The 13,632-nt window shown below is 29.7% G+C and carries 12 protein-coding genes; 7 read left to right on the top strand and 5 right to left on the bottom strand.

The features are described 5' to 3' along the window. Positions 1 to 221: 221 nt before the first annotated feature. A complete protein-coding gene (locus tag WHD07_RS01865) occupies positions 222 to 770 on the top strand; it encodes an REP-associated tyrosine transposase (protein WP_343329820.1) in 549 nt (182 codons plus the stop codon). A gap of 359 nt (positions 771 to 1,129) precedes the next feature. Here WHD07_RS01865 and WHD07_RS01860 read toward each other — a convergent pair whose 3' ends face one another. Beyond that, positions 1,130 to 2,626 (bottom strand): S41 family peptidase, encoded by a 1,497-nt coding sequence (locus WHD07_RS01860; protein WP_343329819.1) that lies wholly within the window; start codon positions 2,624 to 2,626, stop codon positions 1,130 to 1,132. A 146-nt stretch (positions 2,627 to 2,772) separates the two neighbouring features. Between WHD07_RS01860 and WHD07_RS01855 the strand changes: the two genes are divergently transcribed. From WHD07_RS01855 to WHD07_RS01835, 5 genes are all read left to right on the top strand, one after another. Next, entirely contained in the window at positions 2,773 to 3,282 is a 510-nt protein-coding gene (locus tag WHD07_RS01855; RefSeq protein WP_105048626.1) for an RNA polymerase sigma factor, read from the top strand. Then, a complete protein-coding gene (locus tag WHD07_RS01850) occupies positions 3,269 to 3,691 on the top strand; it encodes a hypothetical protein (protein WP_343329818.1) in 423 nt (140 codons plus the stop codon). The genes WHD07_RS01855 and WHD07_RS01850 overlap by 14 nt, the downstream gene beginning before the upstream one ends. Before the next feature lie 40 nt (positions 3,692 to 3,731). Further along, entirely contained in the window at positions 3,732 to 4,247 is a 516-nt protein-coding gene (locus tag WHD07_RS01845) for a DUF4252 domain-containing protein (protein WP_343329817.1), read from the top strand. Positions 4,248 to 4,335: 88 nt separating this feature from the next. Next, a complete protein-coding gene (locus WHD07_RS01840; protein ID WP_343329816.1) occupies positions 4,336 to 4,878 on the top strand; it encodes a DUF4252 domain-containing protein in 543 nt (180 codons plus the stop codon). Positions 4,879 to 5,246: 368 nt separating this feature from the next. Next, positions 5,247 to 7,688, top strand: coding sequence for a M1 family aminopeptidase (locus WHD07_RS01835; protein ID WP_343329815.1), 2,442 nt, complete (start codon positions 5,247 to 5,249; stop codon positions 7,686 to 7,688). A gap of 122 nt (positions 7,689 to 7,810) precedes the next feature. Here WHD07_RS01835 and WHD07_RS01830 read toward each other — a convergent pair whose 3' ends face one another. Continuing rightward, complete coding sequence (locus tag WHD07_RS01830; protein WP_343329814.1) at positions 7,811 to 10,180, bottom strand: sensor histidine kinase; 2,370 nt, start codon at positions 10,178 to 10,180, stop codon at positions 7,811 to 7,813. Between the two features lie 342 nt (positions 10,181 to 10,522). On the opposite strand from WHD07_RS01830, the gene WHD07_RS01825 reads away from it, so the two are divergent. Next, the gene (locus WHD07_RS01825; RefSeq protein ID WP_343329813.1) at positions 10,523 to 11,302 is read left to right on the top strand and encodes a M90 family metallopeptidase; all 780 of its coding nucleotides are present in this window, start codon (positions 10,523 to 10,525) and stop codon (positions 11,300 to 11,302) included. Positions 11,303 to 11,328: 26 nt separating this feature from the next. Here the strand turns inward: WHD07_RS01825 and WHD07_RS01820 are convergent, their stop codons facing one another. From WHD07_RS01820 to WHD07_RS01810, 3 genes are all read right to left on the bottom strand, one after another. Next, positions 11,329 to 11,853 carry a thioredoxin family protein gene (locus WHD07_RS01820; protein ID WP_343329812.1) on the bottom strand — a complete coding sequence of 175 codons (525 nt, stop codon included), beginning with the start codon at positions 11,851 to 11,853 and terminating at the stop codon, positions 11,329 to 11,331. 100 nt (positions 11,854 to 11,953) lie between these two features. Further along, a complete protein-coding gene (locus WHD07_RS01815) occupies positions 11,954 to 12,559 on the bottom strand; it encodes a YbhB/YbcL family Raf kinase inhibitor-like protein (protein WP_343329811.1) in 606 nt (201 codons plus the stop codon). A gap of 190 nt (positions 12,560 to 12,749) precedes the next feature. Next, the gene (locus tag WHD07_RS01810) at positions 12,750 to 13,475 is read right to left on the bottom strand and encodes a tRNA-uridine aminocarboxypropyltransferase (RefSeq protein WP_343329810.1); all 726 of its coding nucleotides are present in this window, start codon (positions 13,473 to 13,475) and stop codon (positions 12,750 to 12,752) included. Between the last annotated feature and the right edge of the window lie 157 nt (positions 13,476 to 13,632).

Here is a 13,632-nt window from a genome sequence, read left to right as displayed (position 1 = left end):
CGCTCGTGCAACATCAACATAAAAAATAGATGCAACAACATACAAATAAGCAAAAAATATAAATATGGAGAAAAACCTAGGGCATATTTGAATTAGATTGCGGCAAGAACACGAGCGAGATGCTTGCTTTAGCAGAGAAATAAGCATAAACGAAATTAAGCTATGGCTAGTGCGAGCGTCCCGCTTGTACAACATTAAAAAATAAAGTAAACAACATACAAATGAGCAGGAAATATAAATTTGGAGAAAAATCTGGAGCTTATTTTATTAGTTTTGCTACCATAAACTGGATAGATGTATTTACAAGAGACGCTTATTTTTGGTGTATTATAGAGTCTTTAGATTATTGTAGAAAGCATAAAGGAATGGAAATCTATGGTTATTGTATTATGCCAAGTCATATTCATTTAATTTTTCGTTCTGCATTAAATAATCCTTCGGGATTAATTCGAGATTTTAAAGGGTTTACTTCAAAAAAAATGTTGAAAGCAATTGAAGAGAATCCACAAGAAAGTAGAAAAAAATGGATGCTTTGGATGTTTGATCGAGCAGGAAAAAAGAATAGTAATATTACCCATAAACAGTTTTGGCAACAACATAATCATCCTATTGAGATTTGGTCACTAAAAGTATTTGAACAAAAACTAAAATACATACATCATAATCCTGTAGAAACCGGATTTGTAACTGATCCTATAGATTGGAAATATAGTAGTGCTAGAAATTATGGGAATGACGATTCAACAATCTTAGAGATAGATTTGAATTAGATTAGTGTGTGGGCACGAGCGTTCCGCTCGTGAAATATTCACATTAAAAAATAGCATAAACAAAAATACAAATGAGCAGAAAATATAAATTTGGAGAAAAATCTGTCGCTTATTTTATCGGTTTTATTATAATAAATTGATAGACGTATTAGACTGGAAATGAAATAGCGTAAGAAATTACGGTAATAACTATTCAACAATTTTAAAGATAGATTTAGATTTGATTAGGGTATGAACACGAGCGAGACGCTCGCGCTAACAGACGCGTTAGATTATAAAAAATAACAACTATAAAAATAAATTTAATAGCATAAAAAAATCCAGTTTAAAACTGGATTTTTTTATAAGTATCATTTTAATTACTTTAAATCTACATACATTTCGTTTGCAAAAGGTCTTTGTAATTTAGAATTTGTAATTTTATTTTTATTGAAAGTAGTTGTTGTTTTTCCTGTAGATCTAGATCCTGTGGTTATATACTGAATTGTTCTGGCTAATAAAGGCTCTGTTTTATCTCCTAAAACACCTAAATTAACATTACCCGAAATTTGACCAAAATCTTCTGCTAATTGAACTTCAGCGGTATATCCAGCTGGATTATTTTCTCCATCAGCATTTTTTATTTCTAATACAATAGGTTGCATTGCGTAGGTATGATTGGTGTTTAAATTAGCGCCATTTCTTTTATAGTCATCAGAATCATATAATGTAATAGAACCTACTTGTTTTCCAACTGTTTCTGTACCTACTAATTTTACATCAATATAAGCACTTAAAGCATTTATAACCAATTCAGATGCCGAAGCAGTATCTTCTGTAACAATAACATAAACGGTAGAAAGCCCCAAACTATTAATAGGTTCGTCTAAAATAATATTACCATTTTCATCGGTATTTCTTATTCTATCTGTAAAATAATTTAAAAAGTTACTAGGGTTATTGTTTTCCATTACTTTTTCATTCCATATTTGTTGAGAATAAATATCAGTATTAGGTTGAGTAGTAATCATACTACCTAAATAAGTAGCTGTTTGTACAGAACCACCACCATTGTAACGTAAATCTATAATTAATTCATTAATTGCTTCTGCTTTAAAAGTGGCAAAAGCAGCATTTAATTGTCCATCAAAAGAACTTGCAAATTGATTATATAATAAATAGCCAATTTTTTTTCCACCTTCATCAAACGTTTTTGTAATTGCTACAGGGTTTTCTTGTAATTGAGATTTACTTAAATTAATAGAAATTCCGTTTGATGTAGGATTTCCACCGTTAAAATCGGCTAAATTAATGGTGTAATCTGTATTTGCACCAAATAATAAATCTCTATAGTTGGTATTGGTTATTTGAGTACCATCTACAGCTTTAAAAACCATCCCTCTTAAAACGCCTTGTGTTGCAGCATCAGAACCAGGTATTACATATCTTACCACACCATAAGCATTGGTGGTGCTTCCATTTTCAAAAAATAATTCAAATTCCATTCCGTTACTCAACGTAATTCCTTGAAAAGCATTTTCTAAAGCGATATAATCATCTACAATCCAAGAAAAACGGTCATATCCCTTTTCATTTGCAGGATAACCATTCTCTTCTGTGTATAATAAATTATCAAATAAAATTTCTGGTGATGAAAATCCCTCTAAGTATGCATTTAATTGATTTTGATTACTAAAACTTAAATCAGATAAATCGGGTATAGAACTTTGCCATAAGTAATAAGCGTTTAAACCTCTCCATACAAAGTGTTGCACTTCTATATCTTCAGGAAAATTATTTTCGGTCTTATTACAATTATAAAAGAGTGTAGAAATTATAAAAATAATTAGTATTCTAGGGAGAAATGTTAACTTCATATATTTCTTATTTATAAAAGAGAACGCAAGATAAACAGAAATAGTATTATTATTAAAATATGTTGTAACAAAATATATGTTGCATCGTCTTAATTATGTAAACCCGATATTATAGATCTGTTTACAACCAAAATCAACCAAACCAAATGAAACAGTCAGACTTTTTAAAAGTTGTTTTACCGTTTAAAGACAAGGTCTTTCGTTTAGCAAAAAGACTTTTAGTTTCCACAGAAGAAGCTGAAGATGCTACGCAAGAATTGTTATTTAAATTGTGGAAAAGTAAAGAGAAGATTGCTGATTATAAAAATGTTGAAGCATTTGCAATGACCATGACTAAAAATTATTGTTATGATCGTTTAAAATCGAAGCAGGCAAGTAATTTAACATTAATACACAGTAATTATAAAGAAAAAGATACGTCTTTAGATAAACAAGTAGAACATCGAGACAGTGTAAACCAAGTGCACCAATTGATAGAAAACTTGCCAGAGCAACAAAAAATTATTATTCAGTTAAGAGATATTGAACAATATGATTTTGATGAAATCTGCAAAATGGTAGATATGAAACCTACAGCAGTAAGAGTGGCCTTATCTAGAGCAAGAAAAACAATAAGAGAACAATTAATTAAAAAACATAACTATGGAGTTAGCTAACATAGAAAAATTAGTAGAAAAATACGAAAACGCGGAAACGTCTTTGCAAGAAGAAACAACCTTAAGAAACTATTTTAAAGGAGGTAATGTTGCACCACACTTGCAAGAATATGAGTACATGTTTAATTATTTTGCTATTAGCAAAGATGAAACTTTTACAAAAACCATTCAGTTAGAACCTAAGAAATCTAAAAAGAGAAACTTAAAATGGTTATCTGTAGCAGCATCAGTAGTCTTATTATTTAGTGTATTTATTGGTAAAAATGAATACGATAGATACCAAGCAAAAAAACAATTCGATCAAATAAGTAAAGGGTTAAGACTTTTATCTGCAAACCTTAAAAAAGGAGAAAAAGCCGTTACAACCTTATATACTTATGAGAACACCGTAAACAAGATCTTAAAATAAACCAAGTAGATAATAGTAAAATTAAGTAAACACAGAAATTATGAAAAAAATAGCAATATTAATAGCGTTAGTAGTTGCACCAATGGTAACCAGCGCACAATCTTTTTTTGATTCTTTAGAAGATATGGACGGCATAGATATGGTAGTTGTTACCAAAGATGCTTTTGAGTTAATCTCTAAATTTAAAAATGTACAAGTAGATGATAATGAAGGTATGAAGGTCTTTCAGATGATTCAAGATTTAAAAGAATTTAAAATGTTTTCTACCAAAGATATTGGTATCGCAAACAAAATGGAAGTAATGGCAAATACAGCCATTAAAAAACAAAATTTAACACAATTAATGAGAATTAAAGATGATAGTTCTCGTGTAAAAATTTATGTAAAATCAACCAAAAATAAAGACTTTGTAAGTGAAGTTTTAATGTTTATTAAGGGGATTGATAAAAAAACAAAAGGAAATGCAGAAGCTGTTGTGGTTTCTTTAACGGGTAACATCGATATTAACAAAATGTCTGAATTGGCCGATACTTTTTCTAAAGGAAGCAACAAGTAAAGAGATGTCTGTTCGAGCGCAGTCGAGAACTTATGACTGCGCTCAAGGAGACGACAATTTAATTTTTATCACCCCAAACTATACTATTATGAAAAACATCACCAAAATACTTTCTCTTTTATTGCTTGTTTTAATGATAACATCGTGTAAAAACGAAAAATCATTACAAGGATACTTAGTAGAAAGTCAAGAAAAAACTGGTTTTATTACTGTTGATATTCCTACTAGTTTTTTACAATTAAAGTCAGAGGCTGTTTCTGAAGAGGTAAAAGAAACGCTAAAAAGTATTCGAAAAATAAACGTGGTTGCATTGCCAATTAAAGGAAATGAACCAACGTATGAAATTGAAAAAACAACATTAAAAAGTATTTTTAAAGACAACAAAGAGTATAAATCTTTAATGTCTATGAAAACAAAAGGAATGCATGTAAACTTGTATTATACCGGAAATACAGATTCTATAGACGAAGTGATTGCTTTTGGTTATGGAGACGAAGTTGGAGTAGGTGTTGCTCGTTTATTAGGCGACCACATGAATCCTACTAAGATTATAGCAATGATGAATAATATTAAATTTGATAAAGACAATTTAGATTTAGAAAAATTCAGCGCTATTTTTAAAGGAAAATAATTTTTTTAATAGTTAATTTTAAGCTGTAATCTCTTATGAGGTTACAGCTTTTTTTTTGCAATCTTAATAGAGTGTTTCGTTTTTAAATCATTAAAAAGCTTTTAAAAAAATGAATACTACTTGCCAATTGTTATTTCAATAAAAGGAGAAATCTCCGAATAAAGAAAACCAACGTATAGGTAAGTTTATGTGCTTTCTCTCTATGTTCTAAATGATAAAATTGCATATTTTCTATGTTGTATATTTATAATAAGCAGATATTCTTTTTTACTAAAAACGGCTATTGTAACTGTCAACTATTTTTAACTGCTCATTAACAGCTACATTGTTAATATTTCTTATTTTTGGAACTTATGAAAATGCAATATATGATGATTAAAAAAGTGCTGTTTTTTGTTTTCCTTTTGATGAGTTTGGTTAGTTTTTCTCAAACTTATGATACCTACAAACCCGAAAGAGAAAAAATTAACGATCTGGTTCACACAAAATTAAAAGTCGATTTTAATTTTAAGGAAAAACAATTAAACGGAGAAGCTTGGGTTACCTTAAAACCTCATTTTTATGCAACTAGCAAACTTACGTTAGATGCCAAAGCAATGCTAATACATCAGGTTTCTTTAAATAATCAGAAATTAGAGTATCATTACGATGATTTGCAAATGATAATCGATTTACCAAAAACCTATAAAAAAGACGAAGAATACACCATTTATATAAAATATACTGCTCGTCCGGAAAAAGTGCAACAAAAAGGAAGTGCTGCTATTACCGATGCAAAAGGCTTGTATTTTATAAATGCTGATGGTTTAGACAAAAATAAACCTACTCAAATCTGGACACAAGGAGAAACGGAAGCAAGTAGCTGTTGGTTTCCAACAATAGACAGTCCGAATCAGAAAACGACGCAAGAAATTTATATGACCGTTCCAGATAAGTTTGTAACACTTTCTAACGGAAAATTAGTAAGTCAGACTAAAAACGGAACCAATAGAACCGATTATTGGAAAATGGATCAAAAACATGCGCCCTATTTATTCTTTATGGGGGTAGGAGCATACGAAGTTATAAAAGATTCTTACAAAAATATTCCTGTAAACTATTATGTAGAAAAGGAATACGCACCATATGCTAAAGATATTTTTGGTTTAACACCAGAAATGATGGGGTTCTTTTCTGAGAAATTAGGGGTTGAATATCCTTGGAACAAGTATAGCCAGATTGTGGGTAGAGATTACGTTTCTGGGGCAATGGAAAACACAACTGCAGTAATTCATGGCGAACAAGCGTACCAAACACCAGGACAATTAATTGATGAAAATGCACAAGAAAACACCATTGCACACGAACTTTTTCATCATTGGTTTGGCGATTTAGTAACGTCTGAAAGTTGGTCTAATTTAACGCTAAACGAATCTTTTGCCAATTATAGCGAGTATTTATGGAGAGAATATAAATACGGTAAATTAGATGCAGATATGCATTTATTTGAAGATAGTCAGGCATATTTGGATGGGCAAAATAACGACAAACATTTGGTACGTTACAATTATGTCGATAAAGAAGATATGTTCGATTTAGTTAGCTATAACAAAGGTGGAGCTATTTTACACATGTTGCGAAAGTACCTAGGTGACGATGCTTTTTTCTTAGGCTTAAAAACCTATTTAACAGAAAATAAATACCAAGCTGCAGAGGTACATCAATTACGTTTAGTATTTGAAAAAATTACGGGTAAAGATTTAAATTGGTTTTTTAACCAATGGTATTTTGGAGCAGGACATCCAAGAATAGAAGTTTCTTATGATTATAACACCATTCAGAAAACGGTAACAATAAACTTACAACAACTAAATGCAAATGAGTTTAAGTTTCCTTTTGCCATTGATATTTTTGAAGGTGGTAAAAAAACAAGACACAACGTTTTTGTAGATAATAACGATGCTTCTTTTACCTTTCCGTACACCAAACAGCCAACGTTAATTCAGGTGAATGCAGACGGCGTTTTATTATGTGAAATTACCGAAACTAAAATATTGAGTGATTATATTTTTCAGTTAAAACATGCAGAAAACTATGCACATAGAAGAGAAGCATTGTTAGAAGTAGCCAAAAAACAAGAAGAAAAAGATGCCTTTAACGCTGTAGAAGCAGCAATGAGTGATGCTTCTTATAAAATTAGAATATTAGCTTTAGAAAAAATAGATTTAATTAATAAGTTTTCTAAAAAAGATGCCATTGCCAAAATAATGCAGATTGCTAATAATGATAAGAAAACATTGGTACAAGCAACGGCTATAGAAACGTTAGGTAAATTAACGGACCCAGCGTTAAAATCTATTTTTGTAAAAGGATTAGAAAGCAAATCATACTCTGTAATTGGTAAAGCTTTAGTAGCTATGTATTATGTAGATAAACCTTTGGCAATAACCAAATCTAGAGAGTTACCAGACGAAATTAGAAAAATTTTAGCAACGCCTTTAACACGAATTTACATAGAAGAAAACGACGAAAAAGAATTGCCTTTTATTGCAAAAAACGTGTTGTCTGGTATGTTTTTAACGGGTGATGATGCTACCAAAAGTTTGTATCAAAAAGCTTTTACAAGAATCTCAGAGAATAATAATTCTGAAGCAATACAGAATATTGTAGACGATATGGTGGTAAAAGGAAACCAATACAAATCGTTTAATTTTGATAAAGTAGTCATTAATTTAATGAGAAAAATGATACAAGATCAAGAAGCTAAAAACACTCCAAATAAAATTAGAAATACAGAAATCATTAAAGAAAGTATGGCTAAGTTATTGTAAGAACTTATAGTTTAAGTAACCTTAGTTAAAGAACAACACCCTAGTTTATTACAATACGTTGTGATAATCTAGGGTGTTCTGTTTTACAGCAATTATAATATCGGTTTTGTAGGTCTTTTTTTCTATTTATTTAATGTTTTTGTTTCGGCTTTAGGCAGTGTAAAATAAAAAGTAGTTCCTTTAGCAATCTCACTTTCTACCCAAACTTTTCCTTTATAAAAATGAATTACTTTCTTAACAATAGAAAGTCCAATTCCAGATTTTGTTTCACTGTCATCAATACTTTGAAAAAGCTCAAATATTTTTTTAAAGTACTTTTCTTCAATTCCTTTTCCGTTATCTTTTACATAAAATTCCCAAAATTCTAAGGTTTCTTTTACTCCGATTTCTATTTGTCCTGTTTCATTGATAATGCTTTTAATGGCATTCTGAATTAGGTTTTGAAACACTTGAAGAATTCGATGTTTATTTCCTTTGATAATAGGAAGGTTGGCATCTATTTTAATTTCGATAGATTTAGGTACTAGAATTAATTTTACAATTTCGTTGACTAAATCGTAGGTGTTAATGTCGTATTCAGCCATTTTATCATCGTCTATACTTGAGTAACTTAAAATTCCGGTAATTAAAGATTCCATTTTTTCTAGATTTTCTAGAATTAATTGGCAATACATTTTACTTTCATCAGTTAAAGAATTCTCTGGTTCTTCTTCAACCCAATTTAATAAGGTATAAATGCTTCGTAAAGGCGCTTTTAAATCGTGAGAAACAATATGTGCATAGTTGTTTAACTCACTATTTTTGTACTCTAAATTGGTTAAAAGTTCTTCTCTGGCTTTGTTGGCTTTTAAAATATCTTCCGATTGTTTTTCTATGTATTTTACTAAATTGATAGATTCATTAATTTCAGAAATATTTTCTACAGAATCAATTTTTAAAACTTTTGCAATATAATCGAGGCTTTTAATTACTTTTTTAAGATTTCTAGTTTCTCTTTGTGAGTCTTTACGTTCTGTAATATCACTAACAGCACCAATTACATTGATAATTTCATTTTCTTTATTCAATAATAAAGAAACATTTAAATCTCCCCAAATAACGGTTTTATCCTTGCGGATATATCTTTTTTCTATATTGTAAGAATCAATTTCTCTATGAATTAGTTTCTTAAACAGCGCCATATCATTTTCTAAATCATCTGGATGCGTAAAATCAGAAAAAGTCATGGTAGAAAGGTCTTTTTCTGAATATCCTAAAACATCCATCAATTTTTTGTTTGTAAATTCTGGTTTTCCCTTTAAATCTATCAACGTAATTCCAATACCTGCATTATTAAAAATTGAATAAAACTTTCTTTCCGTTAATTTTAATTCATCTAGTTTAATGGTTAAGGTTTCTTGTAGTTTATTTTTAAGACTTTCTAATTCTTCATTATTACCGCGCAATGTTTTATTTTGGAGATGTAATTTATGATTGAAATATTGAACACCTAATAAAACCAATAGAATTAAAAAAGCAATAATTATAAAAGAACCCCATTTGTATAAAACATAAATAAACTGAGATTCATTTACTTTTTTTAGATCTATTTTATCAATCAGAAGAAAAGTGGTTTTGTCTTTATAATAAGGGTTTTTAATACTCTTACTATCTATCTTTAATTTTTTATACAGGTAAATAACATCATCAGACACGTAATCTCCAGCAGGGGATTGCTCAATCTTGCTCCAAAGTTCTTTGTGAGTATTGTATAAAGCCAAACTATCAGAAGCAGACGTAATATGCTTAAAGTTGTTATGTACATCATCTGAAATTAAGCTAAAACCTTCTGCATTTCTTAGTTCAAAATTAGCATATTCTAGTTTGTTCTGCGTAGATAATTTATAAAAAAGATTGTCCATAAAATAATTGATAACAAGAACACCGTTCCACTTATCATTAGAAGTGTATACTTTTTTTGCAACCCTAAGCACTGGATTATAGGGAATTTCAATTTTCCCATATTCCATATTCAAATCAATATTGGAAAAATAAATATCTTCTTTTTCTAATTTTTTAGCATTTTTAAAATAATAACGATTGCTTTTGTCCTGAAGCTTATCAAATTCTGTAACCTTTGCCGCATTAATACTATCAAAATCAACTCTAATAATTTCATGTCCCAAAGTATCTATAAAGCGCACTTGATCGTATGTGGTTTGTAAATTAGATACATGAAGAAAAAAATCTTTCAGTTTCTCTTTATTTGGCTCAATATCTTTTGCAAAATCCTTTTGATATTCCCAATCAATAATATCAATGTCTTTTGCAAGATACCTATACATATCATTAATTAGAATTCCTTTAGAATTTAAATCATTAGCAGCTCCATTTTTTATAATTTCCAATTGATTTTTAGTAATAATCGTGTAATAATTATCAATAACTAAATACGTAATTACAGCTAATGGGATGAAAAAAAGGAGTAGCTTTTTAATATTTATAAATTTCATTCTTACTATTTTACGGAAATACAAACGTTTTGAGTTTTCTAAAAACCCGAATTTACTTTAAAAGAATGTGAATTCAGGTAAATTTATAAATTATTAAAATTTTAAATCAATTGTAAAAATATTAAAAAGTTATGTAATTATTAGCCGTTTTTGTTCATGTTTTTACTGTAAATAGCTAAATATAATATCTAAAATATCATTTTTAATTTTGATGTATAAAAACCTAAAACTATAGAATTCATTAGTTTAGAAATGCAGTAAAGGTTTTTGCTTTTAGAAATACAAAATTAATGAAAGTAGAAGTGGAGAAGTTGTTGTAATTTTCCGTTTTTAAAAAAGACAATGCTATATATAATCACCATTATTTTATTACTCTTTATTTTATACTTAAGTTTTAGGTCTAAGAAAAAAAGAAAAACAACATCACTAGAAAACGTTACAATTCCTACACATTGGCATGCAATACTTTTAGAAAATGTGTTGTTCTATAAAAATTTAACCACCAATGAGCAACAAGATTTTGGTGTTAAAATGTTCCGTTTTTTAGAAGTAACAAACATAGAAGCTGTTCATTTTAAGCTAGAAGAATTAGATTGTTTGTTAATTGCTGCAAGTGCCATAATACCTGTATTTCGATTTAAAAATTGGCAGTACACCAACTTAACTACTGTTTTAATTTATCCTGATTATTTTGATGAAGATTTACAATTTAGTGATAAAACTGCCGATAGAAATATAGGTGGTTTGGTAGGTACAGGAAGGTTCGAAAATCAAATGATTTTATCTAGAAAAGCCTTGCATCTTGGTTTTAGTAATAAAACGGACAAAGGAAACACTGCTATTCACGAGTTTATTCATCTTTTAGACAAAGCAGATGGAGTTATAGATGGCATTCCTGCTGTTTTGTTAGACAAACAATATACCATTCCGTTTTTACAATTGGTACATAAAGAAATGGAAGCGATAAATAATGATAAATCAGATATTAGAAATTATGGTGGTACTTCTGAAATTGAATTTTTAGCTGTGGCAGGAGAATATTTTTTTGAAAGACCAAAGTTGATGAAAAGAAAACATCCAGCATTGTATAAAATGCTGGATGCTTGTTTTATGAAATCCTAAGGTTGTAAAATAGGGGAGTTGCTCCTTTATTTTTTCATCACAAATTGATTTGTAATATTTTCTACATCGTTAGCCGTAACTTTTTTGGCAGATTTTTTTATCTTATTAATAAACACTTTTACTTCTTTTGGGGTTCCAGGACCGCCTAAATTCTGACCATTAGCATCATAAGAATTGGTAATTACCTTTAAATCGGCATCTAAAATCACCCAAAAAGGCAAACCTGCTGTATCTCCTTTATATTGTTTTAATAAGGCTGTAGAACCCGGGTTTTCTAAATGTTCTTTTCCTTTAGTTTCTTTTACAACAACGGGAACCATTACATAATTGTCTTCAAAAAACTTTTTAGTATTGGCCGCTTTCATGTCTTTGGTCATTTTACGACACCAACCACACCAAGAGGCTTCAAATTTTATAAAGATAGCTTTTCCTTCTTTTTTAGCGATTTCTTGTGCATTTTTTAATAAAACATCGGTACTTTCTTGTGCAGATGTTTGTAAACTAAAAGCGAATACTGTGGTGATAAAAAGTGTAATCAATTTAATTTTCATAAATAGTTTTTTAAGTGATTTTTAAATATATATAATTAAGACAGCTTTTTTAAGCTACTCTAATTTCTTCTGGTTCAGAACGTGTTCTGTAATCTTTAAATTATTCGTTTAAATCTGTAAATGTTAAGCTTGTTCTGTCTAACACTTCAACTTTAGAAATGGCTTCCATAAATGTAGTGTAATTTACAAGTACAGAACTCTTTTTAGGAAGCGATTTTAAGGGTTCTTTTAAAGCAAACAACGCAATGGTATACGTATGTTTTCCTGGACCACGAGAACAAGGCGAGGTGTAAGAAATTGCGGTTCCGTCTTTATTTGCACCCATTGCCCAATTTGGGTTGTTGGCCATTTTGTAAGGAATCGAAGTTACAGACGGATCAATGTTCCATAAAAGTAAATACGAGTTTACTTCTTCTTTATTATTTTTTTTAGGATAATGATACATTACAACCGCTAAAGATTTGGTGCCTTCTGGTACATTGGCCCAAGATAAAGGGATGGAATTTTCTACATCTTTTACTTTTTCTTCGCACTTGTAAGCGGCTAACAATTCGCCATTTACAATAGCTTTACTATTTAATGTAAAGTCTGCGTTTATGGTTTTAAAATCGTCGTAATTTTTATAGGAGGAAGTCTGTTTTTTACAAGATTGCATAGTAATAATGGCTATTGCAATTATAAATAGGATACTTTTTTTTGATGCCATTTTAATTTGTCTTATTAAAGTGATAAAATCCGTGAGGTACTATAAAACTGTGGTGCTAGCTAGTTGCCCGTAAGCATAAACGAATTTAAGGTTTTTCTGTTAAAAAAAGATAAGAATTCACAGTCTTAAGTAAGTTTTAACAAAGAAAAAATGGCGCAATCTATAAAAAGGTATAAATGCCGTAAAATGTTTATTCTTGTTCAAAAATAATGCGTCTTTCGGTCGTTTTTTTATACTGGTTTTTGGGAATAATAGGGGTATTTATCTTAGCTCCATCGTTTTTAGGATTCGTGTCTAGCGTATATTCTAGTTGATAGGCAATCATTTTTTCAAACGGAATTAAAAAGTCTTTGGTATCGCATTGTTCTAAGTCGGCTTTATTTAATAAATTTAAAACTGTATAAACCGACTCAATAGTACTTAAACAAAGAGGATCTGGCTGCTGCTTAATAATAAATTTTGATATGATCTTATTATCAAAACTCACTCTTTTTAAAGCTTGCAAGTTTTTGCTTAGTTTCAACATTTTTCGGGCACAAGGCCATGTGCCATCAAGAATAAAAATGTTTGCATTGTTCCCAATAACCGTTTGTATTTCAGTATTTTTTCTTGTCGATAAATTAAAACTGTCCTTGCCAGGATACAATAAGAAAGACGTACTATTTTCTTGAGTTAATAATTCATTGATACGCTCATTATTGGTAAAATCGACACCAACAATGATTTCTGAATTTTCAAGTTGAAGATTCGTCATGTAGCCCGTTCCTTTTTTTTCTTTTCGGTACTCCTTTGGATGCATTAAAATAATAAAACGCGTCTTCGTTTGCAAAGAACTAATGTATTTGCAAATACACGTGCTTGAAGATCGCATGCATTTGTAACATTTTATTCTGGGTTCTTTTATGGTTAATGGCAAGGTGTTGTCTTTTTTGTTTTTAAACTTGAGATAACGTTTATATATTTTCTTCTATAGAGTATTTTATATACCTAACCGACGAAATTAGAGTTAGGAACAAGTATAAAACTCGTTTTAAGCAACAATAATTTCAAATTATGATTCTTTTGTACAAGGA

This window comes from Polaribacter staleyi (assembly GCF_038024045.1).
Lineage (GTDB): Bacteria > Bacteroidota > Bacteroidia > Flavobacteriales > Flavobacteriaceae > Polaribacter > Polaribacter butkevichii.
The sequence above is the reverse complement of the archived record's forward strand: the minus strand, read 5'-3'. Positions and strand labels throughout refer to the sequence as shown.

Bases quoted from the DNA above. Each gene is read 5' to 3' on its own strand.
- WHD07_RS01820 (WP_343329812.1), bottom strand. From the start codon at position 11,853: ATGAAAATTAAATTGATTACACTTTTTATCACCACAGTATTCGCTTTT.
- WHD07_RS01845 (WP_343329817.1), top strand. From the start codon at position 3,732: ATGAAAAAAATAGCAATATTAATAGCGTTAGTAGTTGCACCAATGGTA.
- WHD07_RS01860 (WP_343329819.1), bottom strand. From the start codon at position 2,626: ATGAAGTTAACATTTCTCCCTAGAATACTAATTATTTTTATAATTTCT.
- WHD07_RS01850 (WP_343329818.1), top strand. From the start codon at position 3,269: ATGGAGTTAGCTAACATAGAAAAATTAGTAGAAAAATACGAAAACGCG.
- WHD07_RS01815 (WP_343329811.1), bottom strand. From the start codon at position 12,559: ATGGCATCAAAAAAAAGTATCCTATTTATAATTGCAATAGCCATTATT.
- WHD07_RS01825 (WP_343329813.1), top strand. From the start codon at position 10,523: ATGCTATATATAATCACCATTATTTTATTACTCTTTATTTTATACTTA.
- WHD07_RS01865 (WP_343329820.1), top strand. From the start codon at position 222: ATGAGCAGGAAATATAAATTTGGAGAAAAATCTGGAGCTTATTTTATT.
- WHD07_RS01855 (WP_105048626.1), top strand. From the start codon at position 2,773: ATGAAACAGTCAGACTTTTTAAAAGTTGTTTTACCGTTTAAAGACAAG.
- WHD07_RS01840 (WP_343329816.1), top strand. From the start codon at position 4,336: ATGAAAAACATCACCAAAATACTTTCTCTTTTATTGCTTGTTTTAATG.
- WHD07_RS01835 (WP_343329815.1), top strand. From the start codon at position 5,247: ATGATGATTAAAAAAGTGCTGTTTTTTGTTTTCCTTTTGATGAGTTTG.
- WHD07_RS01830 (WP_343329814.1), bottom strand. From the start codon at position 10,180: ATGAAATTTATAAATATTAAAAAGCTACTCCTTTTTTTCATCCCATTA.